The 23,723-nt window shown below is 68.8% G+C and carries 20 protein-coding genes; 3 read left to right on the top strand and 17 right to left on the bottom strand.

Annotated elements, in window-relative coordinates:
- Position 1: 1 nt before the first annotated feature.
- From pucL to aceB, 17 genes are all read right to left on the bottom strand, one after another.
- Complete coding sequence (pucL, locus tag RS85_RS18125; protein WP_046014827.1) at positions 2-949, bottom strand: factor-independent urate hydroxylase; 948 nt, start codon at positions 947-949, stop codon at positions 2-4.
- A 7-nt stretch (positions 950-956) separates the two neighbouring features.
- Positions 957-1,301: a hydroxyisourate hydrolase gene (gene uraH / locus RS85_RS18120; RefSeq protein WP_046014826.1), complete on the bottom strand. Its 345-nt coding sequence runs from the start codon at positions 1,299-1,301 to the stop codon at positions 957-959.
- Positions 1,298-1,795 carry a 2-oxo-4-hydroxy-4-carboxy-5-ureidoimidazoline decarboxylase gene (gene uraD / locus RS85_RS18115; RefSeq protein ID WP_046014825.1) on the bottom strand — a complete coding sequence of 166 codons (498 nt, stop codon included), beginning with the start codon at positions 1,793-1,795 and terminating at the stop codon, positions 1,298-1,300. The genes uraH and uraD overlap by 4 nt, the downstream gene beginning before the upstream one ends.
- Positions 1,795-2,289, bottom strand: a complete 495-nt coding sequence (bcp, locus tag RS85_RS18110) for a thioredoxin-dependent thiol peroxidase (RefSeq protein WP_046014824.1) — start codon at positions 2,287-2,289, stop codon at positions 1,795-1,797. The genes uraD and bcp overlap by 1 nt, the downstream gene beginning before the upstream one ends.
- Positions 2,286-4,772 (bottom strand): allantoinase AllB, encoded by a 2,487-nt coding sequence (allB, locus tag RS85_RS19390; RefSeq protein WP_082087708.1) that lies wholly within the window; start codon positions 4,770-4,772, stop codon positions 2,286-2,288. The genes bcp and allB overlap by 4 nt, the downstream gene beginning before the upstream one ends.
- Position 4,773: 1 nt before the next feature.
- The gene (gene gcl / locus RS85_RS18100; protein WP_046014823.1) at positions 4,774-6,555 is read right to left on the bottom strand and encodes a glyoxylate carboligase; all 1,782 of its coding nucleotides are present in this window, start codon (positions 6,553-6,555) and stop codon (positions 4,774-4,776) included.
- 39 nt (positions 6,556-6,594) lie between these two features.
- Positions 6,595-7,473: a 2-hydroxy-3-oxopropionate reductase gene (locus RS85_RS18095; protein ID WP_046014822.1), complete on the bottom strand. Its 879-nt coding sequence runs from the start codon at positions 7,471-7,473 to the stop codon at positions 6,595-6,597.
- Positions 7,474-7,538: 65 nt separating this feature from the next.
- The gene (locus tag RS85_RS18090) at positions 7,539-8,342 is read right to left on the bottom strand and encodes a hydroxypyruvate isomerase family protein (RefSeq protein WP_046014821.1); all 804 of its coding nucleotides are present in this window, start codon (positions 8,340-8,342) and stop codon (positions 7,539-7,541) included.
- A 237-nt stretch (positions 8,343-8,579) separates the two neighbouring features.
- Positions 8,580-9,410, bottom strand: coding sequence for a MurR/RpiR family transcriptional regulator (locus RS85_RS18085; protein WP_046014820.1), 831 nt, complete (start codon positions 9,408-9,410; stop codon positions 8,580-8,582).
- Position 9,411: 1 nt separating this feature from the next.
- Entirely contained in the window at positions 9,412-10,437 is a 1,026-nt protein-coding gene (locus RS85_RS18080) for an ABC transporter ATP-binding protein (RefSeq protein WP_046014819.1), read from the bottom strand.
- Entirely contained in the window at positions 10,434-11,294 is an 861-nt protein-coding gene (locus RS85_RS18075) for an ABC transporter ATP-binding protein (RefSeq protein ID WP_052703639.1), read from the bottom strand. Before RS85_RS18075 ends, RS85_RS18080 begins: the two co-directional genes overlap by 4 nt.
- Entirely contained in the window at positions 11,291-12,214 is a 924-nt protein-coding gene (locus RS85_RS18070) for an ABC transporter permease (protein ID WP_046014818.1), read from the bottom strand. Before RS85_RS18070 ends, RS85_RS18075 begins: the two co-directional genes overlap by 4 nt.
- Entirely contained in the window at positions 12,211-13,146 is a 936-nt protein-coding gene (locus tag RS85_RS18065) for an ABC transporter permease (protein WP_052703638.1), read from the bottom strand. The genes RS85_RS18070 and RS85_RS18065 overlap by 4 nt, the downstream gene beginning before the upstream one ends.
- A gap of 5 nt (positions 13,147-13,151) precedes the next feature.
- A complete protein-coding gene (locus RS85_RS18060) occupies positions 13,152-14,720 on the bottom strand; it encodes an ABC transporter substrate-binding protein (RefSeq protein WP_052703637.1) in 1,569 nt (522 codons plus the stop codon).
- Between the two features lie 160 nt (positions 14,721-14,880).
- On the bottom strand, positions 14,881-15,717 hold the full coding sequence (locus RS85_RS18055) for a bifunctional allantoicase/(S)-ureidoglycine aminohydrolase (RefSeq protein WP_046014816.1): 837 nt from the start codon (positions 15,715-15,717) through the stop codon (positions 14,881-14,883).
- 29 nt (positions 15,718-15,746) lie between these two features.
- Entirely contained in the window at positions 15,747-17,000 is a 1,254-nt protein-coding gene (locus RS85_RS18050) for a DUF6986 family protein (protein WP_046014815.1), read from the bottom strand.
- Entirely contained in the window at positions 16,997-18,622 is a 1,626-nt protein-coding gene (gene aceB, locus RS85_RS18045) for a malate synthase A (protein ID WP_046014814.1), read from the bottom strand. Before aceB ends, RS85_RS18050 begins: the two co-directional genes overlap by 4 nt.
- Positions 18,623-18,798: 176 nt before the next feature.
- Here aceB and RS85_RS18040 point away from each other — a divergent pair, with 176 nt between their 5' ends.
- The 3 genes from RS85_RS18040 (at position 18,799) to xdhB (ending at position 23,707) form a co-directional block, all read left to right on the top strand.
- Positions 18,799-19,554, top strand: a complete 756-nt coding sequence (locus RS85_RS18040) for an IclR family transcriptional regulator (RefSeq protein WP_046014813.1) — start codon at positions 18,799-18,801, stop codon at positions 19,552-19,554.
- Positions 19,555-19,829: 275 nt separating this feature from the next.
- Positions 19,830-21,317, top strand: coding sequence for a xanthine dehydrogenase small subunit (locus RS85_RS18035; RefSeq protein WP_046014812.1), 1,488 nt, complete (start codon positions 19,830-19,832; stop codon positions 21,315-21,317).
- Positions 21,314-23,707, top strand: a complete 2,394-nt coding sequence (gene xdhB / locus RS85_RS18030; protein WP_046014811.1) for a xanthine dehydrogenase molybdopterin binding subunit — start codon at positions 21,314-21,316, stop codon at positions 23,705-23,707. Before RS85_RS18035 ends, xdhB begins: the two co-directional genes overlap by 4 nt.
- The last annotated feature ends 16 nt before the right edge of the window (positions 23,708-23,723 follow it).

The following is a 23,723-nucleotide window of genomic DNA, read 5'->3' as shown; positions in this document are numbered from 1 at the left end:
CTCAGCAGAACGCGGTCGCCGCCTCCCACGCCTGGGGCGCGTCTGCTTGCCCCTCGCGAGTCACAGCTGCCTCGATCAGACCGTACGAGCGGTCCGACGCGAAGAAGACCTCGTTCGGGTTGTCGAGCTCGAACGGCGCCAGGTCGACGACGAAGTGGTGCTTGTTCGGCATCGACATCCGGATCTCGGCGATCTCGGGATACGCCTCGAGCACGACACGGCCCATGTCGAACAGGGTGGTCTGCAGGGCGGCCGAGTAGCGGCGCGTGAACTCCTCGAGCAGCAGGCGCTTCACATCGTCGTAGACGGCGGTGAAGTCGAGGTCGTCCAGCACCACGCCCTGCGCATAGCGCCACCGCGCCGTGACCTCGGTCGCGAGGATGCGGTCGGTGGTCTCCTGCAGCGAGGTGTAGCGGTCGCGCGGGTAGCCGACGAAGCCGGACTGCGTGGTCTTCAGCACCGTGAGCCCCGTGAGGCCCGAGATGACGTGGCGATCTGCGCCCTCGGCCAGCACGACCGCGGTGCGGGTCTCCTGACCCTTGCGCACGAACGAGTGGTCGTGGCCCGCGCCCGCGACCGGGATGCGCTCCCACTCGTAGCTCTCCGCCGACCAGCGGCCGCCGTCGACCCACTCGAAGCTGCCGGTGAAGTGGTCGGCCAGACGCAGCAGGAACTTCTCGGGGGAGCCGATGCCGTCACGCGCGAAGGCGAACACCGTGTTCTTCTGAGTGTCGGTCGGCACGACGTGGGCGTTGTCTCCGGCGAGGTGCGCGGCCGCGAAGTCTCCGCGCAGCTGCGAGCTGACGTTCAGGTCTTCGATCTCGTGACGGTCGCTGTCACGGGTCACCTTGACGACGCGGACTTCGGCCTTGCCGTACTGGTTGGCACCGAGCACGATGCGGTCGGTCGGGGTCGTCGCCGCCTCGGTGCGGGTCAGGATGTCGGTCATGATCTCTCTAGCTTCCTCGGTAGGTCGAATAGGCGAAGGGGCTCAACAGCAGCGGCACGTGATAGTGCCGAGCCTCGTCATCGACGACGAACGCGAGCAGGACTTCGGGGAAAAAGGTCGGGGTGTCAGTCGCGGCGAAGTAGGCGCCGGTGTCGAAGCGGAGCCGGTATGAGCCCGACGGAAGCGCCTCCGGCCCGAGCTGCTTCGCTCGGCCGTCGGCATCCGTCACGGCATCCGCGATCGGCTCCCACTCCCCCTCGCGGAGGGCGAAGAGCTCGACGGCCACGCCCGGAGCCGGCAGCCCCCGGACGGTATCGAGCACATGCGTGGTGATGTGCGAGACGGTGGTCATGCGGTCACGGTTCCTCTCAGTCGGAGCAGTGCGATCTCGCTCAGCTGCTCTGCCACGACGAGGTCTTCGACCTCGGGGTCGTTCTGCAGGCGCTCCTGCAGGCTCGCCAGGATCTCGGCGGCGCTGCGCCCGGCGGCACGGATCAGGAAGACCCGCCCGAATCGTTCCTCGTAGGCGATGTTCCCGGCGCGGAGCGCTTCCTGGATCTCAGCATCCGAGGGATCGACCCCCGCCTGCTCCGAGCGCGACAGCGTCGATTCGCGGCTGTCGCCCTGCGACCGCTCACCGATGCGCGGGTGGTGCGCCAGCGCGGACGCGATCTCGCGGGGAGTGAACGGCTCGGCGACCACGGTCGCCTGCGTCACGAGCGCCTCGATCGAGGGGAACGGCCGGCGATCGACGAGTCCCTCGTACCAGCGGCCGACATCGACGCAGGGGCGGAGAGCCGCGACGGCCTCATCGCGGTCGGCCCGGTTGAACTCTTCGAGCAGCATCACTCTGACCCTCCCGATCCGACCGCGAGCGCCTCGCGGAGACGCGCGACGTGTCCGTTCGGGTCGACGTTGTACTCCACGGCGGACACGACACCCTCGGCATCGACGACGATCGTGCTGCGGATCACCCCGTCGAACGTGCGCCCGTTGACCGTCTTCTGACCCCACGCGCCCCAGGCCTTCGCCGTGGCGGCATCCTCGTCCGACAGCAGCGGGAAACTCAGCTGCTCGGCGTCGGCGAATTCGGCGAGACGGGATGCCGGATCGGGCGAGATGCCCAGCACGACGTAACCGGCACTCTGGAACGCACCGAGGTTGTCGCGGAAGTCGCACGCCTCGGTCGTGCAGCCGGGAGTGAACGCGGCCGGGTAGAAGTAGACGATCGCGGGAGTGCCGCGCAGCTCGGAGAGCGTGCGGGTGGCGCCCGTCGCATCGGTCAGGGTGAAGTCGGGCGCCTCCTGGCCGACCTCGAGCTCCTCGGACGAATTGATCATGTGCGTGCTCCAATCTCGACGCGGCTGCGACGCAGCAGGCGTCCGCGCGGCACATCCGCCGTCACCGGCACGCCGGCGAGGTAGGTCGTGCGCACGACGCCGCTGAGTTCGCGACCGTCGTAGGGGGTGATCGGATGCCGGTGTGCGAGAGCCGCGGCATCCACTCGGAATGTCTGTTCCGGGGCGAAGACCGCGAAGTCCGCGGCGAAGCCGTCTGCGATCCGGCCCTTGCCCTCGAGGCCGACGCGGGCCGCGGGCTTCTCCGACATGAGCGACACGACGTGCTCGAGCGTGAGCCCGCGCCGCCGCCCCTCGGTCCAGATCAGGGGCAGTCCCAGCTGCAGCGAGGCGATCCCGCCCCAGGCGACCGAGAAGTCGCCGTCTCCGGCGAACTTGAGCTCGGGCGTCGACGGCGAGTGGTCCGAGACGACGAAATCGATCGTGCCGGCGGCGAGACCGCCCCACAGCTCGTCGCGGTTGTCCTCTTCGCGGATCGGCGGGCAGCACTTGAATGCGGTGCTGCCGTCGGGGATGTCCTCGGCCGCGAGCGTCAGGTAGTGCGGGCAGGTCTCGACGGTCAGGTCGACCCCGTCGGCACGCGCCGCGGCGATGCGGCCGAGCGAGTCGGCGTTCGAGAGGTGCAGCACGTGGGCGCGCACCCCGGTGTCGGCGGCGCCGCGGATGACCTCGGCGATCGCGGCATCCTCCGCCGAGCGCGGACGCGAGGCGAGGAACGGCGCGTACTCGCGGCTGCCTGGCTGGATCGAGTCCTCGATGATGTGCGCGTCTTCGGCGTGCACGACCAGCAGCGAGTCGAGTTCGGCGAGCACGCCCATGGCCTCGCGCATCTCGTCGACCGAGACGTCGGGGAACTCGTCGACGCCGGACGGCAGCAGGAAGCACTTGAAGCCGTACACGCCCTCGTCGTGCAGGGGCGCGAGCTCGTCGATGTTGCCCGGGATGACGCCGCCCCAGAAGCCCACGTCGACGAAGACGCGCCCCTCGGCGACCGCGCGCTTCACCGCGAGGGCTTCGACCGAGACCGTGGGAGGGATGCTGTTGAGCGGCATGTCGACGATCGTGGTCACACCGCCGGCGGCCGCGGCCCGGGTGGCGGACTCGAAGCCCTCCCACTCGGTGCGACCGGGCTCGTTGACGTGCACGTGGGTGTCGACGAGTCCGGGCAGCAGCACCTCGTCGGCGGCGAGCTCGACGATCTGCTGCGCGTCGAGGCCGAGGCCCTGCGGCGCGATCCGGGCGATCAGGCCTTCCCGCACGCCGATCTCGACATCGGCGAAGGAACCGTCGACGAGCGCGCGGCCGCGCAGCACCAGGTCGAAGCGGTCCTCGGGCGACGCCGTCGTGAGCGACCGGACCAGATCCTCGGCGAGCTGCTCCAGCAGCTCCCCCGCGTTCTCGATGCTGCGCGCCGGATCGGGCTCGATCTCCGACAGAGCCCGCACGCCGGCGAATCCGGCCTCGGCGATCTGCGTCGGCGAGAGGGTGGTGCGACCGCAGACCGCGTAGACCGGCACCGCGGCGACCGCGGCCGAACGGGCCACGCCGATCGGCGTCTTGCCCATCAGGCTCTGCTCGTCCAGGCTGCCCTCGCCCGTGATCACCGCATCGGCGCCGTGCAGCCGGTCGGCGAGACCGGTGAATTCGAGGACCACGTCGATACCGGGTAGGCGGGTGGCGCCGAGGGCGATGGCGGCGAAACCCACACCACCGGCGGCCCCCGCTCCCTCGGCGGCAGCGGCCGTCGATGCGGTGACGGGCAGTCCGTCCGCGGCATCCAACACCGTGACGAGACGCCCGAGCCCGGCATCCAACTCGGCGACATCGGCGGGCGATGCGCCCTTCTGCGGGCCGAACACCACCGCGGCCCCGCGACGTCCCACCAGCGGGTTGTCGACATCGCTGGCGAGGATGATCTCGGCATCCGTCAGTCGATCATCGAGACCACTCAGATCCACCCGCGCGAGCGCGGTCAGGGCGCCGCCGAGCGGAAGCTCTACGTCCGACTCATCCAGCAGACGCGCTCCGAGACCCACCAGCAGACCCGCCCCGCCGTCTGTGCACGCACTCCCACCGATGCCGACGACGATCCGCCGGCATCCGGCATTCAGCGCGGCGCTGATGAGCTGACCCGTGCCGAGGCTCGTCGCACCGAGGGGATCCTTCCGCCCCTCCGGGAGCAGATCGAGCCCGGAGGCACGGGCCATCTCGATCACGGCCTCACCGTCGCGCACGGCGAACGCGGCCTCGATCGTCACCCCGGTCGGTCCCGCCACCGAGGCGGAGCGCGACTCGTAGCCCGCGGCGAGCGCGGCATCGAGCGTGCCTTCCCCACCGTCGGCGACGGGGATCGCGATGACCTCGATCGAGGGGTCGGCGCGGCGGGCCCCCGAGGCGAACCTGTCGGCCACCTCGGGAGCCGTGAGCGACCCCTTGAACTTGTCAGGGGCAACGATCAGACGCATGTCAGACCCTGGCGAGGGAGACGATCGCGGTCGGAGCGTCCTCCGGCGTGAGGGCGAGCTCGCCGAACTCGTTGACGTTCTCGAGCTCGGTCCCCATCGGGATATTCGTGACGCGCTCGAGGATCGCCTCGACGACCACGGGCACCTGGAACTCCTCGGTCAGCGCCTTCGCCTCGGCGAAGGCGGCGGCAAGGTCTTCCGGACGCTCCACGCGGATCGCCTTGCAGCCGAGACCCTCGGCCACCTTGATGTGATCGACGCCGTAGCCGTTGGTCTCGGGCGAGTTCACGTTCTCGAACGCGAGCGACACCTCGAAGTCCATCTCGAACCCGCGCTGCGCCTGACGGATCAGGCCGAGGTAGCTGTTGTTGACCACGACGTGAATGTACGGCAGCTTGTGCTGCGCACCCACCGCGAGCTCCTCGACCATGAACTGGAAGTCGTAGTCGCCCGAGAGCGCGACGACCGTCTCGCCCGGCTTGCCGCGAACGACACCGAGGGCCGCAGGACCGGTCCAGCCGAGGGGCCCGGCCTGCGCCGCGTTGATCCACTTGCGCGGACCGTACACGTGCAGCAACTGGGCTCCGGCGATCTGCGACAGGCCGATCGTCGTGACGTAGGTGACGTCCTCGCCGAAGGCGCGGTTCATCTCCTCGTACACGCGCTGCGGCTTCATCGGCACGTCGTCGTAGTGCGTCTTGCGCTGCAGGGTCGCCTTGCGCTCGCGACTCTCCGCTGCCCAGTCCGAGTAGTCCGGCAGGGTGCCGGCGGCCCGCCGCTCACGGGCGACCTCGAGGAACGCGTCGAGTGCCGCACCGGCATCCGACACGATCCCGAGATCGGGCGCGAACACGCGGCCGATCTGCGTGGGCTCGATGTCGACGTGCACGAAGGTGCGACCCGCCGTGTACTTGTCGACGGTGCCGGTGTGGCGGTTCGCCCAACGGTTGCCGATGCCGATCACGAAGTCGGATGCGAGCAGCGTCGCGTTGCCGTAGCGGTGCGAGGTCTGCAGGCCCGCCATGCCCGCGTTCAGCTCGTGGTCGTCGGGGATCGTGCCCCAGCCCATCAGGGTCGGGATCACGGGAACGTTCAGCACCTCGGCCAGCTCGACGAGCTGAGCGGATGCTCCGGCGTTGATGATGCCGCCACCGGCGACGATCAGCGGACGCGCACTCGCGGTGAGCATGTCGATCGCCTTCTCGGCCTGACGGCGCGAGGTGATCGGCTTCGCGATCGGCAGCGGCTCGTAGGTGTCGATGTCGAACTCGATCTCGGTCTGCTGCACGTCGATCGGCAGGTCGATCAGAACCGGACCCGGACGCCCCTCGCGCATCAGCTGGAACGCCTTCTGGAAGGCACCGGGAACCTGCGCGGCCTCGAGCACCGTCATCGCCATCTTCGTCAGCGGCTTCGCGATGGTCTCGATGTCGACGGCCTGGAAGTCCTCCTTGTGCAGCTTCGCCACCGGCGCCTGACCGGTGATGCAGAGGATCGGCAGCGAGTCAGCCCACGCGGCGTACAGCCCGGTGATCATGTCGGTTCCGGCGGGACCGGAGGTGCCGATGCAGACGCCGATGTTGCCGTCGGCCGAGCGGGTGTAGCCGTCGGCCATGTGGCTGGCGCCCTCGACGTGACGGGCGAGGGTGTGCCGGATGCCGCCGTTGGCGCGCATCGCGGAGTAGAACGGGTTGATGGCAGCTCCCGGAAGGCCGAACGCCTCGGTGGCGCCCTCCTTCACCAGGATGGCCACGGCGGCATCGACCGCACGCATACGAGTCATGAGAGTCTCCTAGAAAATCGGGTCGCTGAGCCCGGAGGGTCAGCTGCGGCCGGCCGACGCGGCGGTCAGCTTGAAGAGGCCGGAGTGGTCGAGGCCGCCGTCGCCCTGCTGCACGGCCGAGCCGACGAGCTGGGCCACGTGGGCGCCGAGGGGAATCGTGATGCCGGCCTGTCGTGCGGCCGCGGTGATGATGCCCATGTCCTTGTTGTGCAGGGCGAGGCGGAAGCCGGGCGCGAAGTCGCGATCGAGCATCTTCTGGCCCTTCTGCTGGAGCACCTTGGAACCGGCGAGACCGCCGCCGAGAACCGTGAGCGCGGCATCGGTGTCGACGCCGAAGGCCTCGAGGAAGATGATCGCCTCGGCGAGAGCCTGGATGTTGACCGCGACGATGAGCTGGTTGGCGGCCTTGACCGTCTGGCCGGCGCCCGCGGGGCCGACGTGGACGATGGTCTTGCCGACCGACTCGAGCACGGTCAGTGCATCGGCGAAGTCCTCCGCGGTGCCGCCGACCATGATCGACAGCACAGCGTCGATGGCGCCCTGCTCTCCGCCCGAGACAGGGGCGTCGACCGCGCGCAGTCCGTGGGCGGCGGCCTCGTCGGCGAGCTCCTTCGCGACGTCGGGACGGATGCTGGACGCGTCGATCCACAGCGCACCCTTGCGGGCGTGGGCGAAGATGCCGTCCTCGCCGCGGACCGCAGCGGCGACATCCGGCGAGTCCGGGACCATGGTGATGATGACGTCGGCGTCCGTGACCGCCTCGGCGATCCCGTTCGCGCCCTGTCCGCCGGCGGCGACGAGTTCGTCGATGCGCTCCTGCGTGAGGTTGTAGCCGGTGACCGTGTGTCCGGCCTTGAGGAGGTTCTTGGCCATGGGAAGACCCATGATTCCGAGACCGATGACGGCGATGCTGCTCATGATGATTCCTTCTGTACGGGGTGGCGGCAGCGGGCAGCTGCCGGGAGTCGGGGTGGGGGACGGCGTCAGCGGGTCGCGCTGACGCTCTCGGCTGCCCACGCGAACGCGGTCTCGATGGGCGCCTTGTATTCGAGGCCGATGTAGCCGGAGTAGCCGAGCTCCTGGCTGCGGGCGACCCAGGCCTCGATCGGCAGGGTTCCAGTTCCGGGGGCACCGCGGCCGGGGTTGTCCGCGATCTGGATGTGGCCGAACGAGGCGGCGTGCTGTTCGATGACAGCGGGCACGTCGTCGCCGTTGACGGACAGGTGGTAGAAGTCCGCCAGCAGGGCGAGGTTGCGGGCACCCGTCGCGGTGCGGACGTGGTCGATCACGTCGAGGGCGTCGGCGGCGGTCCGCAGCGGGTACCGGTCGGCGCCGCTCACCGGTTCGACGAGTACGGTGCCGCCGATCGGCGCGACGGCGGCGGACGCCGCGGCGAGGTTCTCGACGGCGACGGCATCCTGTGCCCGCGGGTCGACGCCGTCGATGCGGTTGCCGTAGAGGGCGTTGAAGCCCTTCGTGCCGAGGATGTCGCCGATGCCGGCGACGACGGCCAGGTTGTCGCGGAACTCCGAGCCGCGGGCGGGCCAGGAGAGGAGTCCACGGTCACCGCCGGGCATGTCACCCGCGTTGAAGTTCAGTCCGGTCAGGCGCACGCCGGCGTCACGGACGGCGGCGATGAACGCATCGACCTCGCTGTCGAGCGGGACCGAGGTCGAGAACGGCCACCAGAACTCGACGGCGTCGAAGCCGGCGGCCTTCGCCGCGGCCGGGCGCTCGAGGAGCGGCAGCTCGGTGAGGAGGATCGAGCAGTTCACCGTGTACGTCATCGTTCACTCGCTTTCACGCCGTTGTTTCCGTATTGCGGAAGTTGTTTTCTACTTGATGAAAGTGTAGGTGAGCTTTCGGGCGCCGTCAACCGTCGCTCGGCGACAGACCGTCGGCCGTGCGGAAGGCGAGGAACGCAACGGGATCGGGCTGACAGCGGATGCCGGGGGCTGTGCGGCCCTCGCCGACGTCGGCGATCGCCGGTCGACCTCAGCGGCCTGACGATTCCTGCGCGCCGCTCAGCTCCAGTAGGTCTCGAGTTGCTCGGCATCGTCCTCGAGCGATTCGAGCAGGCTGTCGACTCCGCGTACATCGCTGTCGCACATCGACTCGAGGAGCAAGGAGAGGAAGACCAGTACCGCCGGATGGGCGTCGAATACCGTTCCGGAGCCGACCGGAAGCCTCACGACGACGTCGCTCGGCCCGGTGGGCGCCGGTGGCGTGAACAGTGCATCCGTGATGATGACGCACGAATACCCGAGCCGTTGCGCGACCTGGATGGCACCGATGGCCGCCCGCGGATAGCGCGGCATTACGAGGAAGATCACATGCGTCGCGCCCGCGCGTCGTGCGCGAGCGAGCACATCGAGGTCGTCGTCGCCGATCTCGACGACCGAAGTATGGATCTTTCGTGCGAAGTAGGCGAGATAGTGCTGCAGATACTTGCTGGCACGCCAACCGGCGATCACGATCTGCGGGGAGCCCATCAGATCCGCACCGAGGCCGTCGATGACCTGCGAGGCGACCTGATCGCCGAGGGAGGCGACCTGAGCGCTTTCCAGATTGATGATGCGTCCTGCTTTGCCGCGCTGGTCACCGACGTCCGGATCGCGGGTCCACTCCTGCATGGCCTCACGAAGACCCGCGTATCCGCCGAATCCGAGTGCCCTGGCGAGACGGGTGACCGACGGCTGGCTCACCCCGACCGCCGAGGCGAGCTCCTGAGTCGAAAGGAAGAGTGCCTCGTGCGCGTGCGCGACGAGATACGACAGTATCCGACGGTGCGCGGGTGTCAGGCGTACGGCCTCCGCCCGGCGATGCAGTTCGTCGACCAGCGACAGCGCCTGCATCTCAGGCCGCGGGTGCCCGTTGTGCGCGGTCCGGACTCGAGATCACCTCGGCCGCGTCTGCTCGATCCCACAGATGGCAAGCCGATCGCGTTCCGGGCGGTGGCACCTCTCGCAGGGCCGGCTCTTCGGTGGCGCAGCGCTCGAAGGCGTGCGGACACCTCGTCCGGAACCGGCAGCCGCTCGGCGGGTCGAGCGGACTCGGCACCTCGCCGCGCAAGACGAGCTTGACCCGCTGGCGCTGGATCGCAGGATCGGGCACCGGGATGGAGTCCACGAGCGCCCGCGTGTACGGATGCGCGGGAGAGCCGAGCACGCGATCCGACGCGCCGACCTCCACGATCTGCCCGAGATGCATGACCGCCACGCGGTCGGCCAGACGTCGCACCACTCCGAGGTCGTGACCGATGAAGAGATAGGCGAGACTGAGCTCGCGCTGCAGGTCGGTGAACACCTTCGCGATCTGAGCTGCGGTCGAGACGTCGAGCGCAGTGAGCGGCTCGTCGCAGACGAGAAGCTGGGGGGAGAGAGCGAGTGAACGTGCGATGGCGACCCGCTGGCGTTGTCCACCACTCAGCGACGCCGGGCGCCGATCGAACCAACTGTCCGGAGCGCCGACCAGGGAGAGCAGGTCCCCTACGCGCTTTCGACGCTCTTGGCGCGTGCCGATGCGGTGCACGATCATCGGCTCCTCGATCGCCTCACCGACAGTCTGTCGCGGGCTGAGAGACGACAGCGGGTCCTGGAAGACGTACGACACCGAGCGGCGATATTCCCGCTTGGCCTGGCCGCGAAGGGCCGTGACGTCGCGTCCGTCGAAGCGGATGGTGCCCGATTCGGGTCGCTCGAGCTGAACGACGGCGCGAGCGAGCGTGGATTTGCCGCATCCCGACTCGCCGACCAGCGCCACGACCTCCCCCGCACCCACCGTCAGGCCGACGCGGTCGACTGCCGTGAGGCCGTTCTTGCCCAGTCGGCGCCCGCGATAGCGAACGACGAGTTGTTCGATGTCCAGCAGTGGTGAGGTCATCGCACCGTCTCCTCTTCGTTGTGCGCCTCTTCGTCCAAGCGTCCAGACTCGTCGACTTCGCCTTCGAGTGCGGAAAGCAGGCGCCGTGTGTATTGGTGCTGAGGCCGTAACAGCACGTCCTCGACGTCGCCGGTCTCGACGATCTCGCCGCGATACATCACGGCGACTCGATCCGCGATCCCGGCGACGACTCCGAGGTCGTGGCTGATCACGATCGTCGACATCTGCAGTCGTGACACCAGTCCGGCCAAGAGCTCGATGATCTGCGCCTGCACCGTGACGTCGAGTGCCGTCGTCGGCTCGTCGGCGATCAACAGGTCCGGTTCGGCGGCGAGCGCCACGGCGATGAGTGCTCGTTGCCTCATGCCGCCCGACAGCTCGTGCGGGAACTGACTGTAGCGTCGCTCCGGCTCGGACATGCCGACGAGCTGCAGGAGCTCGATCGCGCGCTGCTTCGCGTCGCGGCGTTCGACGTTGCCACCGCGGTGCGCCATCTCCGCGATCTGAGGCCCGACCCGGCGCACCGGGTTGAACGCGCCGAGAGCGTCTTGGAACACCACCGCCACCTTGCGTCCGCGGATCTGGTTGAGAGCGGCGACGTCGACGCCGATCAGTTCCAGACCGTCGAACTGAGCCGAGCCCGTGACCGAATACCGGGTACCCGGGGGCAGCAGCTGCAGGATCGACATCATGCTCACGGTCTTGCCCGACCCGCTTTCGCCGACGATCGCGAGCACCTCGCCACGACGAACGCTGAAGTCGATTCCGTGAACGGCCTCGACCTCGCCGGCCGCCGTCGTGAAGGAGACGCGGAGGTCTCGGACATCGAGGATCGCCTGGTCGTCTTGAGTCGTCATCGGGTTCCGATCCGTTCGGTGGCGCGGGGGGTAGCAGTCGGGTCGGTGTCGACCGGTGCCTCCCGCGGGACACGCCACCCGAGGAGACGGACACGCCACGCTGAGGGGGTCGATGCCCCGGCACCCTGGTTGTTGGCGATGGACTCGCCCGCCAGGTTGAGCACGACGACGAGCACCGTGATGCAGACGGTCGGCATGATTCCGAGCAGGGGCAGCGACTCGAGGTAGGGACGCGCCTCCGTCATCATCTGCCCCCACTCCGGTGTCGGCGGCTGGACACCGAGACCGAGGAAGCTGAGCGTGGCGAGCACGAGGGTCAAGGCACCTGCATCGGTGCTGGCGAAGACCACCACCGGGCCGCGGGCAGCCGGGATCAGATGGCGGATGATGATCCTCGCCGGCGACGCCCCCATGACCCGGAGCGCTTCGATGTACCCCTGGCGTCGGGCGACGATGATCTGACCTCGACTCAATCGCGCGTAGGGCGCCCAGGTCGCGATCGCCATCGCGAGCAGCAGATTGCCGTACCCGGGACCGAGCGTTCCGAGGAGGGTGAGGCTGGCGAGGAGGGTCGGAATCCACAGGAACGCGTCCACGATGCGCATCAGGATCTCGTCGACGACGCCGCCGAAGTACCCGGCGATCACACCCACCGTCATTCCGAAGATCGCACCGATGAGCACGACGGAGCCCACAGCGAGGATCGTGGTCTGGGCTGCGACGAGGAGTCTGCTCAGCTGATCCCGACCCAGTGCGTCGGTGCCGAGCAGGTACTCGGCGCTCGGCCCTTCGAGGGCACGGAGCGGGTTCACCGCCAGCGGGTCGTACGGGGCCAGCAGCCCCGCGAAGAGCGCCACGGCCACGAGGACGATCGCGACACCGACCGGGAAGGTGAGACGGAAGCGGCGGAGGGCGTTCATACGGTGCTGCTTTCTCGGCGGACGCGGGGGTCGACCAGCGCCTGAAGACCGTCGACGATGAGGCTCTGCACCACGAAGACGAGAGCGAAGAGGAAGAGTGAGGACTGGACCACCGGCACGTCACGGAACTGGGCGGCGTGCGCGAAGTACTGCCCGAGGCCGGTCAGGCCGAAGATCGCCTCGATGACGACCGTGTTGATGAAGACCAGACCGAACTGCACGCCGATCACGGCGAGCAGGCCGGTGAGCGTGGCCGGAAGCGCCTCGCGGAGGACGACCCGCGGGAGGCTGTAACCACGACTGAATGCGGTGGTCACATAGGCCTGCCGCATCTCGTCTCCGAGGGCGGTGCGCAGGACTCGGGAGATCGCTCCGGCTGGCGCCAGACCGAGTACCAGGCACGGAAGAACCCATGACTTGAACCCGTCGTCGGTCCCGGACACCGGCAACACCCCCAGTTGGAGTGAGAAGTACAGGATCAGGATCAGCGCCAACGCGAACGCCGGGATCGAGACGGCGAACAGGCCGACGAACCGAAGGATCCGGTCGATGGCTCCGCCCGGGCGCATCGCAGCGATGAGGGCGAGCGACACGCCGAGGATGATTCCGAACCCGAGGGCGCCTCCGGTCAAGGTGAGGGTCGTCAGCGCTCGCTCGCCGACGTCCTGGGCGATGGGCACGTTCGTCTCGATCGAGCGTCCGAGGTCGCCTCGGACCGCGCCCGACACCCATCGCCAGTACTGCTCGAAGAACGGATCGTTGAGTCCGTACTCCTCACGGATCTGCTCGACGAGTTCCGGGCTGCCGACAGAACCGGTCCGTTGCTTGGCGACAGACTGAGCGAGGTCGCCCGGCGCGAGGCTGATGAGGCTGAAGCTCAGGAACGATGCGATGACCAGGACGCCGAGCGCCCCGAGAATACGGCGGAACACGCGGATCAATCCGCCAGCAGGATCTGGATCGGCAGTCCGTACTCGGTCGGCGCGAGCGTGAAGTCCTCGATAGAGTCGCTGGCCGCCCAGATCCGGCTCGGCCACACCAGCGGCACGAACCCGTATTCGTCGGCCATCGCCGTGTAGATCGAATCGTACGCCGCCGTGGCTTGGCCGTCGGTCACGGCCCGCTGGGCTTCGACGATGCCGGCATCCACCGCGTCGCTCTGGAAGACCCGCCCATCGACTCGGTCGCCTGTGGAGAGGAACATGAAGGTCAGCGTCGTCAGCGGGTCGTACGGGGCTCCGTACGTCTGGTAGAACGCGAGGTCGTAGTCACCTCGGCTGATCCGATCGGCATACGTCGTCGTGTCCACCGTCTCGATCGTGACGGTGACACCGATGGTCTGGAGTGAGGCCTGCACCTGCTGCGACAGCAGCCGCGCACCCGGGAACACCGAGTCGCTGACCACCATGTTGAGCTCGAGCGGCTCGCCGTCCTTGGTACGGGTGTCGCCGCTGAGCTTCCATCCGGCCTCGTCCAGGACAGCGCCCGCGGCTTCGGCGTCGAACGCGACGCCCTGCGGCGCGCTCGGGGCGTTCGCGATGTTGGGCGGGTACAGCGCATCGGCGGCTTTCGCGTAGCCACGGTAGTAGACGTCGGCGAAGACCTCGGTGTCGAGCGCACCCGACACGGCTTCGCGCACCGCGGGATCGCTGCCGGGGCCGTCCAGGAAGTTGAAGCCGAGCAACAGCGTGTTGAACCCGTCGCCGGTCACGAGTTGGACATTGTTCGCATCCTTCAGCTGGTCCGCTTCGATCGGCGAGATCGGAGCGAGCCAGTCTCCGCCGATGACGTCGACATCGCCGGAACGGAGCGCCAGGGCTCGGCTCGCGGAGTCGTCGATGATCTGGAACTCCAGCTCTTCGTACTTCGGCGTGCCGTCCCAGTAGTCGGCGTTCGGGGTGAACGAGCCACCCTGATTGTCGTTCCGGTCGATCACGTAGGGGCCGGTACCGATCGGTCCGAGGAACGTTCCCGCCGCGTCGATGGACGCGGGACTCGCGAACCGCACAGGCCGCACCAGCGTGAGTTCCTGGAGCAACGCGCTGTACGGCTCGGACAGGGTGAGCGTCAGCTCGAACTCGCCTGTCGCTTCGACGGAGCTGATCCGCTGACTGGAACCGATCGACAGGTACTCGGGCTTACCGACCCACTGATCGAAGTTCCATTTCGCCGCCTCGGCGTTGAACGCCTCGCCATCGGTGAAGGTGACGTCATCGCGGAGGGTGAACACCGTGGTCAGACCGTCTTCCGATGTCTCCCACGACGTGGCGAGCGCAGGCACGAGATCGCCGTCCTGTCCGTAGCGGATCAAGGGCTCGAAGATGAGGTCCTGGGCGGGGAAGTCGCCGGCCATGACGCGAGGGTTCAACTCGCCCAGGGGGTGGCTGACGGCGAAAGTGATCGTGCTGCCGTCGTCGGCAGGCGCAGCCGGCGAGCAGGCGGCCAAGGAAGCGATGAGGGCGACCGAGAGCGCGGCGGCCGTGATCGTGCGGCGGGGCAGATACAAGGGAGCTCCAGACGGGTGGCGGATCGTGGACGGGGTTCGACGTGCTGTGAGAACAAACCCTGGTGGATGAAACGTATGAGATCATTCACGCGATTGCCGATTCTGTTACAAACTGTTCACAATTCGAAGGTTGCTCCGACACCGTTGGACTGCGGCGGGCTCAGATGCCCGGCCCGAGCATCACCTGCCGGTTCACGTCCTTGTACAGCAGGTACCGGAACGGCCCGGGCCCCCCGGCGTAGCAGGCCTGCGGGCAGAACGCGCGCAGCCACATGAAGTCGCCCGCCTCCACCTCGACCCAGTCGTCGTTGAGCCGATAGACGGCCTTGCCCTCGAGCACGAAGAGTCCGTGCTCCATGACGTGCGTCTCGGCGAAGGGGATGGACCCGCCCGGCTGGAAGGTCACGATGTTCACGTGCATGTCGTGCCCAAGGTCGTCCGGGTCGACGAAGCGGGTGGTCGCCCAGGCTCCGTCGGTGTCGGGCATCTCGCGCGGCACCACCTCCTGGTCGCTCGTGACGAACGATTGCGGCACGGCGATGCCCTCCACTCGCTCGTAGAGCTTGCGCACCCAGTGGAAGCCCGCGGCATCCGTCCCGTCGTTCCGAAGCGACCAGGTCTCGCCCGGCGCGAGGAACGCGTAGCCGCCGGCCGCGAGAACGTGGCGCTCCCCCGCGATCGTCACGGTGAGCTCGCCGGTGGTGACGAAGATCACGCCCTCGACGCCCGCCTCGGGCTCGGGGCGCTCGGCGCCGCCGCCCGGCTGGATCTCGACGATGAGCTGCGAGAACGTCGTCGCGAAGCCTGCGATGGGCCGGGCGATGATCCAGGAGCGCGTCTTCGTGAACCCGGGCAGATTGCTGGTCACGATGTCGCGCATGACCCCCTTGGGGATCACGGTGTACGCCTCTTTCACGATCGCGCGGTCGGTGAGCAGTGCGCTCTGGCCGGGCAGTCCGCCGGCCGGTGTGTAATAGGCAGGTGTGTAGTAGCCCATGATTCTCCTGGGGTCGAGTGGTGAGTGCGTCAGGCGAAGGCGAGCCGCGGATGAGCGAGAGCGATGAGGTCGCCGACACCGACGCCGATGTCGGCCGCGACCTCGGCGTCGCCGATGGCCCCGCACTGCACGCCGCGCAGCACGAACCACGCCAGCGCCCGCGCGGTCGCCGGCTCGTCGAGCACCGCGCCGGACGACTGCTCGAGGTACGCCCGCAGCCGGGATGCCGCGGCCGGGAAGCCCTCGAGATAGAACGCGTACGTGGCGAGATACCGCGTCGGCAGCTGGTGGGCGTGCAGGTCCCAGCCCTGGTAGTAGCCGCGCTCGAGCGAGCGGCGCACGAGTCGGGCGTGCAGCGCCCAGGCCTCGGCCTCGCGATCTCCCAGGGGCAGGATGTTCGTCGAGCCGTCGGACAGGCGGATGCCGGTGCCGGCGACCGCGAGCTGCATGATCTCCTTCGCGAGATCGGCGACCGGATGCTCCATCGACTGCTGCCCCGCGGCGATGCCGAGCGAGGCGCTGTAGTCGTAGGTGCCGTAGTGCAGACCCGAGATGCGACCGGGTGCCGCGAGCGGCAGCTGAGCCAGCGGCGAGCGCCCGTCGGCCCCGAGCACGAGCTGCGGCGTCTCGACCTGCACCTCGAAGCGGATGCGCCCTTCGGCGAGGCCGTGCGCGCGTTCGAGGGTCGCGGCGGCATCCGCCATCGCCTCGACCTGCGCGACGGTCGACACCTTCGGGAGCGTCAGCACGAGCCCGTCGGGCAGGCCACCCGCATCGATCAGGGCGCCGACGAACAGGTCGAGCGTGCGCAGTGCGCGCTCGCGGGTCGCACTTTCGAAGCATTTGAAGCGGATGCCGATGAACGGCGGCGCCGCGCCGGCGGCGACCGCGGCCGAGACCTGCTCCGCAGCGTGCACGGCATCCGCATCCTCGCTGTCGCCGCGATCGCCGTAGCCGTCCTCGAAGTCGAGGCGCAGATCTTCGATCGGCTCGGCGAGGAGCTTCGACTCGACGCGCTCGGAGACGAGGGAGACCAGAGCGGGGTCGATCCCGACCTTCGCGGCGAGCGACTCCATGCCGCCGGCATCCGCCACCGCGGCGAGCGCCTGGGCGCCCCACTGCGCGGCGAGGTCAGGCGTGAAGCGGTCGGCGGGGACGTAGACCGTGTGCACGGGCTGCCGCGTGCCGTCGTCGCCCGGGTAGGCCGAGCGCAGCAGCTCGTCGGTCGCGACGAGACGGCCGGCGATCCGCGACCGGTCCGCGTCGGTGAAGACGCCGCTCATGTCGCGGCTCCCGCCGGCACGGTTGCGGTGAGGTGGTCGTAGGCCGGCAGGGTGAGGAAGTCGACGTACTCCTCGTCGAGGCAGATCGCCTTCACGAGGCGGGAAGCAGGCGCGTAGTAGGCGGCAAAGGTGTCGGCGTCGACGCTCGCGCGGAGCTTGTCGACCTCCTCGGTGAGCAGCCGCTCGACCAGCTCGGCGGTGACCCGCTCCCCCGAGTCGGCCAGCTGCACCCGGTTGTGCAGCTGCTGCCAGACCTGCGAGCGCGAGATCTCCGCCGTCGCGGCATCCTCCATGAGGTTGTTGATCGCGACCGCGCCGTTGCCGGAGAGCCAGACCGCGGTGTACGTCACGGCGACGGAGAGGTTCGACCGCAGGCCGACCTCGGTGACGTTGCCGGGAGCGGATGCCACGTCGAGCAGGTCGTCCGCGGTGACCGACACCTCGGGGCGCTGACGGTCGAGCTGGTTCGGGCGATCGCCGAGCACGCCGTCGAAAACCTCGCGGCAGATCGGCACGAGGTCGGGATGCGCGACCCACGAGCCGTCGAAGCCGTCGTTCGCCTCACGCGTCTTGTCGGCGCGCACCTTCTCGAACGCGGCCTTCGTCGCCTCGAGGTCGTTGCGGTTCGGCACGAACGCGGCCATGCCGCCCATCGCGAAGGCACCCCGACGGTGACAGGTCTGCACGAGCAGCTCGGTGTAGGCGCGCATGAACGGCGCGGTCATCGCGACATCCGCACGGTCGGGCAGCACGAACGCCTCGCCCTGATCGCGGAAGACCTTGATCATGCTGAACAGGTAGTCCCAGCGTCCGGCGTTCAGGCCCGAGGCGTGGTCGCGCAGCTCGTAGAGGATCTCGTCCATCTCGAAGGCCGCGAGGATCGTCTCGATGAGCACCGTGGCGCGAACCGTGCCCTGAGGGATGCCGAGGGCGTTCTGCGCGTGCACGAAGATGTCGTTCCAGAGGCGCGCCTCGAGGTGGCTCTCCATCTTGGGCAGGTAGTAGTACGGACCGTGGCCGTTGGCGATGAGCTGGCGGGCGGTGTGGAAGAAGTGCAGCCCGAAGTCGACCAGCGCTCCGCTGCCCTCCTCGCCGTCGACGATCACGTGACGCTCCGGCAGGTGCCAGCCGCGTGGGCGGGTGACGACGGTGGGCCGGTGCACATCGGTGCGGAGCGCGTACGGCTTCCCGGCGGGAGATGTGTAGGAGAGGATGCCGCGGGCGGCGTCGCGCAGGTTCTTCACTCCGCCGACGACGTTCTCCCAGGTGGGGCTGCTCGCGTCTTCGAGGTCGGCGAGCCACACCTGCGCCTGCGAGTTCAGCGCGTTGATCGCCATCTTCGGCGGGGCGGCGGGGCCGGTGATCTCGACGCGACGGTCGAGCAGGGCGGGCGGAGCGGGGGCGACCTGCCACTCGGACTGACGCACGCGCGCGGTCGAGGGCAGGAAGTCGATGCGACCGGTACGCGCGATCTCGTCGCGCCGCTCGCGTCGCGCGTCGAGCAGCTCGCGACGACGCGGGTCGAAACGGCGATGGAGCTCCTCGACGAAGGCGAGGGCCTCGGGGGTCAGGATGTCGTCGGCACCGTCGATGCGGGCTTCCCGGGTGATCTGGATGGTCATGCGACCGCTTCTCCTTCATGGAGCGCCACGACGCGCTCCTTCGTCAGCATTGTTCGCTCTGTGGAGAATATCCTCCGCATCGTGGAAACTCAAGAGCTCGGAGTGGCGATGGGATAGCCTGATCGACAGATCATTTCCACCATGCGGATACTTCACCGCGCACGAGAGGTTCTCGAATGCCTGCAGGAGCGTCCGACGGCGTCAAGTCCGTCGCCCGAGTCTTCGACCTGTTGGAACTCATCGCCGATGCCGGCGGCGATGTGACGCTGAGCGAGCTGGCGACATCCGCCGATCTCCCGCTTCCGACGATCCACCGCCTGCTCCGCACTCTCGTCTCACTGGGGTACGCCCGCCAGCTTGCGAACCGCCGCTATGCACTGGGCCCGCGGCTCGTGCGCCTCGGCGAGGTGGCCAACCGCAAGTTCGGCCAGATCGCGATGCCGCAGTTGAAGGACCTCGTCTCGCGCCTCGGCGAGACGGCGAACCTCGCCACGATCGACGGTGACCGCGTCATCTACGTGTCGCAGGCACCATCGCCGCACGCCATGCGGATGTTCACCGAGGTCGGCCGTCGCTCCTACCTGCACGCCACCGGCGTCGGGAAGGCGATCCTCGCGCAGCTCAGCGACGACGCCGTGCGCGACATCATCGCCCGCACCGGCACGCCCGCGGCGACCGAACGCTCACTCGACTCCCTCGACGCGCTGCTCGCCGACCTCGCCCTCACGCGCGAGCGCGGCTACGCGATCGACGACGGAGAGCAGGAGATCGGCGTGCGCTGCTACGCGATGGCCGTGCCCGGCATGCCCGTGCCGACCGCCGTCTCGGTGTCACTGCCGATCGCTCGCGTGGACGACGGGTTCGTCGAGCGCGCGATACCGGTGCTGGCCGAGATCGTCGGCGAGATCTCGGCCGTCGCGAACGCCACCTGATCCCGGGCCGGCAACTTCTGCGGCCATGCGAAACTTCTGCGGCCTCAGTCGTGAGATCGGGCCGCAGAAGTTCGGAATGGCCGCAGAACTCGGCGCGCTCCACTTGACCGCGAGCCACGGTCCGGCATACCCTTTCCAAGGGTCAGAATTATGTTTCCGCTTGATGGAACCAACCGGCACAGTGCAAGGTCGCCATCCGGATGCATAGACTCGCACGATAGGACCAGTCCCGGCATCCGCTCCTCAGAGCACCGGCGGGACTGAGGAGATCTCCCATGAATGACATCGCTGTCAACGTCAATGGAAAGACCCGTGCTCTCGCCGGCACGCCCGCGCACACCACCGCGCTGGACTGGCTGCGCGACACCGGGCTGTCGGGCAGCAAGGAAGGCTGCGCGGAAGGCGAGTGCGGCGCATGCGCCATGCTGCTCGCCACCCCCACTCCCGATGGCGGCACCGCCTGGACTCCGGTGAACGCCTGCCTCGTGCCGGTCTACGCCCTGAACGGCCAGGAGATCGTCACCTCGGAGGGGCTCGGCAGCCCCGACAACCTGCATCCGGTGCAGGAGAAACTGGCCGAGGCCGGCGGATCCCAGTGCGGGTACTGCACCCCGGGCTTCGCCTGCAGCATGGCCGGCGAGTACTACCGCAGCGAGCGCACGCCCGCCGAGACCACCCCCGACGAGGGCGGCACCGGACACGACGACGGCATCCCCGGGCACGACGCCGAGCACGGCCCCAACGGCTTCGACCTGCACGCACTGAGCGGCAACCTCTGCCGCTGCACGGGGTACCGGCCGATCCGCGATGCCGCCTACGCGCTCAGCAGCCCCGAGAGCGACGATCCCCTCCATCAGCGTCTCCACGAGCCGGCCCCCGAGCCGGTGCCGACGGATGCCGTCGTCGACGGTCGCCGCTTCGTGCGACCGGCCACGCTGACCGAGGCGCTGCAGCTGCTGCAGGACGAACCGGATGCTCTCGTCGTCGCAGGATCCACCGACTGGGGCGTCGAGGTGAACATCCGCGGCAGCCGCGCCCCCTTCGTCGTCGCGATCGAGCAGCTCGAAGAGCTCCGCACCCTCACCGTGTCCGACGACGTCATCGAGATCGGCGCGGCCCTGCCGCTGTCCGAGGTCGAGACCCGCCTCGACGGCGCGGTGCCGCTGCTGGCCCAGCTCTTCCCGCAGTTCGCCTCCCGCCTCATCCGCAACCGCGGCACCTTCGGCGGCAACCTCGGCACCGGCTCCCCCATCGGCGACACCCCGCCGGCGCTGCTGGCACTGGGCGCGAGCGTCGTGCTGGTGTCGACCTCCGGCGAGCGCGAGGTCGCGCTGTCGGAGTACTTCACCGGTTACCGCCAGTCGGTGCGCGAGCCGGGCGAGCTGATCCGCGCGGTGCGCATCCCGCGTCCGCTCGCGAAGGTCACCGCCTTCCACAAGATCTCCAAGCGCCGCTTCGACGACATCTCCAGCGTCGCCATCGCGTTCGCCCTCGACATCGAGGACGGCATCGTCACGTCCGCCCGCATCGGCCTGGGCGGTGTCGCCGCCACCCCGCTGCGCGCCTACGCCGCCGAGGCGGCACTGATCGGACAGCCGTGGAACGTGGCCACGGTCCGCGCGGCCGCAGAGCAGATGCGCGCCGAGGCCACCCCGATGTCGGACCACCGCGCGAGCGCCGACTACCGCTCGCTCATGCTCAACACCGCCCTGCTCAAGCTCTACAGCACGACCGTCATCGAGTCGAAGGAGGTGTCGGCATGAGTGCTCTCGCCGATCGTCCCGCCCACCCCGTCGTCGGCCTCCCTGCCGCTCACGAGAGCGCCGCTCTCCATGTCACCGGCGCTGCGATGTACACCGACGACCTCGCCGCGCACACCCACGGCGTGCTCACGGCCTGGCCGGTGCAGTCCACGAACGCGCACGCCAAGGTCACGATCGACGTGTCCGGTGCATATGAGGTGCCCGGTGTCGTCCGTGTGCTGACGGCCGACGACGTCCCCGGCATCAACGACGCCGGCATCAAGCACGATGAGCCGCTGTTCCCCAGCGAATCCTGCTTCTACGGGCACGCGCTCGTCTGGGTGCTCGGCGAGACGCAGGAGGCTGCGCGCCTCGGTGCCGCCGCGGTGGCCGTCGAGTACGAGCCGCTCCCGTCGCTCATCACGGTGCAGGATGCCATCGACGCCGAGTCGTACCAGGGCATCGCCCGCACGGTCGAGCGCGGCGACGCGGCATCCGCCCTCGCCTCCGCCGCCCACGTGTTCGAGGGCGTCACGGAGTTCGGCGGACAGGAGCACTTCTACCTCGAGACCCACGCCTCGCTCGCGATCCGCGACTCGGAGGGGCAGTACTTCGTGCAGTGCTCGACGCAGCATCCGTCCGAGACGCAGGAGATCATCGCCCACGTCCTCGGCATCCATTCCAACGAGGTGACGGTCCAGTCGCTGCGGATGGGCGGCGCGTTCGGCGGCAAGGAGATGCAGCCGCACGGGTTCGCGGCCATCGCCGCGTTGGGCGCGAAGCTCACCGGACGCCCGGTGCGCCTGCGCCTCAACCGCACGCAGGACATCACGATGACCGGCAAGCGTCACCCGTTCCACATCAGCTGGAAGGTCGGGATCGATCAGAACGGCTACCTGCAGGGTCTCGACGCGACGCTCACCTGCGACGGCGGCTGGAGCCTCGATCTGTCGGAGCCGGTGCTCGGGCGCGCGCTCTGCCACCTCGACAACGCCTACTGGATTCCGAACGTGCACGCGCACGGGCGCATCGCGAAGACGAACAAGGCCTCGAACACCGCGTTCCGCGGGTTCGGCGGGCCGCAGGGTGTCTTCCTCATCGAAGACATCCTCGGCCGCGTCGCACCCGCGATCGGCATCGATCCGCTCGTGCTGCGGCAGCAGAACTTCTACCAGCCCGGTCAGAGCACGCCCTACGGCCAGCTGGTGAAGGATGCCGGCCGGATGGGCACCATCTGGGATCAGCTGCGCGACGAGGCGGATGTCGTGGCGCGCCGCGCCGAGATCGAGGCGTTCAATGCGACCAGCCCCGATCTGAAGCGCGCCCTGTCGATGACGCCGATCAAGTTCGGCATCTCGTTCAACTTCGCCGCCTTCAACCAGGCGGGCGCCCTCGTGCACGTCTACAAGGACGGATCGGTGCTGATCAACCACGGTGGCACCGAGATGGGCCAGGGCCTGCACACCAAGATGCTGCAGGTAGCCGCGACCGCGCTCGGACTCGAACTGCACCAGGTGCGCCTCGCGCCGACCCGCACCGACAAGGTGCCGAACACCTCGGCCACCGCGGCATCCTCGGGCACCGACCTCAACGGCGGCGCGGTCAAGAACGCGTGCGAGCAGATCCGGGAACGGATGGCGAAGGTCGCCGGCCGGCTTCTCGGCGTCGACGAGCGCGATGTGCACTTCTCCGGCGGCATCGTCACCGGTCTCGGCAAGCCCGACCTGCAGCTGGCGTTCGCCGAGGTCGCCAACGCGGCCTATCTGCAGCGCGTGCAGCTGTTCGCCGCCGGGTACTACCGCACCGAAGGTCTGCACTGGAACCCGGAGATCATGCAGGGCTCCCCCTTCAAGTACTTCTCGTACGGCGCTGCGGCGACCGAGGTCGAGGTCGACGGGTTCACCGGGGCCTATCGCGTGCGCCGGGTCGACATCGTGCACGACGTCGGCGACTCGCTCTCGCCCATGCTCGACATCGGGCAGATCGAGGGCGCGTACGTGCAGGGCGTCGGCTGGCTCACGCTCGAGGAGATGCGCTGGGATGCGACCGACGGCCCGCACCGCGGGCGCCTGCAGACACAGTCGGCCTCGACCTACAAGCTGCCGAGCTTCTCGGAGATGCCGGAGGAGTTCAACGTCCGTCTGTTCGCGGATGCCCGCGAGGACGGCGCGGTCTACGGCTCGAAGGCCGTCGGCGAGCCGCCGTTCATGCTCGCCTTCAGCGCCCGCGAGGCGATCCGCGATGCGGTCGGTGCGTTCGGCCCGGTGGGTCACTCGGTCGTGCTCGGCTCTCCCGCGACGCCCGAGGCGGTGTTCTGGGCGGTGCGCGATGCGCAGTCGGCTGCGGAGGGCGAAGCGGATGCCGAGGCCGACGCGGACGTCGCCGCTCGCGAGCTCGCGACCGCCGGCTGACTCATACCCGACATCT

The organism is Microbacterium sp. SA39 (genome assembly GCF_000967865.1).
GTDB lineage: Bacteria > Actinomycetota > Actinomycetes > Actinomycetales > Microbacteriaceae > Microbacterium.
The sequence above is the reverse complement of the archived record's forward strand: the minus strand, read 5'-3'. Positions and strand labels throughout refer to the sequence as shown.

Coding starts and splice junctions, on each gene's coding strand:
- pucL (WP_046014827.1), bottom strand. CDS start 949: ATGACCGACATCCTGACCCGCACCGAGGCGGCGACGACCCCGACCGAC.
- uraH (WP_046014826.1), bottom strand. CDS start 1,301: ATGACCACCGTCTCGCACATCACCACGCATGTGCTCGATACCGTCCGG.
- uraD (WP_046014825.1), bottom strand. CDS start 1,795: ATGCTGCTCGAAGAGTTCAACCGGGCCGACCGCGATGAGGCCGTCGCG.
- bcp (WP_046014824.1), bottom strand. CDS start 2,289: ATGATCAATTCGTCCGAGGAGCTCGAGGTCGGCCAGGAGGCGCCCGAC.
- allB (WP_082087708.1), bottom strand. CDS start 4,772: ATGCGTCTGATCGTTGCCCCTGACAAGTTCAAGGGGTCGCTCACGGCT.
- gcl (WP_046014823.1), bottom strand. CDS start 6,555: ATGACTCGTATGCGTGCGGTCGATGCCGCCGTGGCCATCCTGGTGAAG.
- RS85_RS18095 (WP_046014822.1), bottom strand. CDS start 7,473: ATGAGCAGCATCGCCGTCATCGGTCTCGGAATCATGGGTCTTCCCATG.
- RS85_RS18090 (WP_046014821.1), bottom strand. CDS start 8,342: ATGACGTACACGGTGAACTGCTCGATCCTCCTCACCGAGCTGCCGCTC.
- RS85_RS18085 (WP_046014820.1), bottom strand. CDS start 9,410: ATGCAGGCGCTGTCGCTGGTCGACGAACTGCATCGCCGGGCGGAGGCC.
- RS85_RS18080 (WP_046014819.1), bottom strand. CDS start 10,437: ATGACCTCACCACTGCTGGACATCGAACAACTCGTCGTTCGCTATCGC.
- RS85_RS18075 (WP_052703639.1), bottom strand. CDS start 11,294: ATGACGACTCAAGACGACCAGGCGATCCTCGATGTCCGAGACCTCCGC.
- RS85_RS18070 (WP_046014818.1), bottom strand. CDS start 12,214: ATGAACGCCCTCCGCCGCTTCCGTCTCACCTTCCCGGTCGGTGTCGCG.
- RS85_RS18055 (WP_046014816.1), bottom strand. CDS start 15,717: ATGGGCTACTACACACCTGCCTATTACACACCGGCCGGCGGACTGCCC.
- RS85_RS18050 (WP_046014815.1), bottom strand. CDS start 17,000: ATGAGCGGCGTCTTCACCGACGCGGACCGGTCGCGGATCGCCGGCCGT.
- aceB (WP_046014814.1), bottom strand. CDS start 18,622: ATGACCATCCAGATCACCCGGGAAGCCCGCATCGACGGTGCCGACGAC.
- RS85_RS18040 (WP_046014813.1), top strand. CDS start 18,799: ATGCCTGCAGGAGCGTCCGACGGCGTCAAGTCCGTCGCCCGAGTCTTC.
- RS85_RS18035 (WP_046014812.1), top strand. CDS start 19,830: ATGAATGACATCGCTGTCAACGTCAATGGAAAGACCCGTGCTCTCGCC.
- xdhB (WP_046014811.1), top strand. CDS start 21,314: ATGAGTGCTCTCGCCGATCGTCCCGCCCACCCCGTCGTCGGCCTCCCT.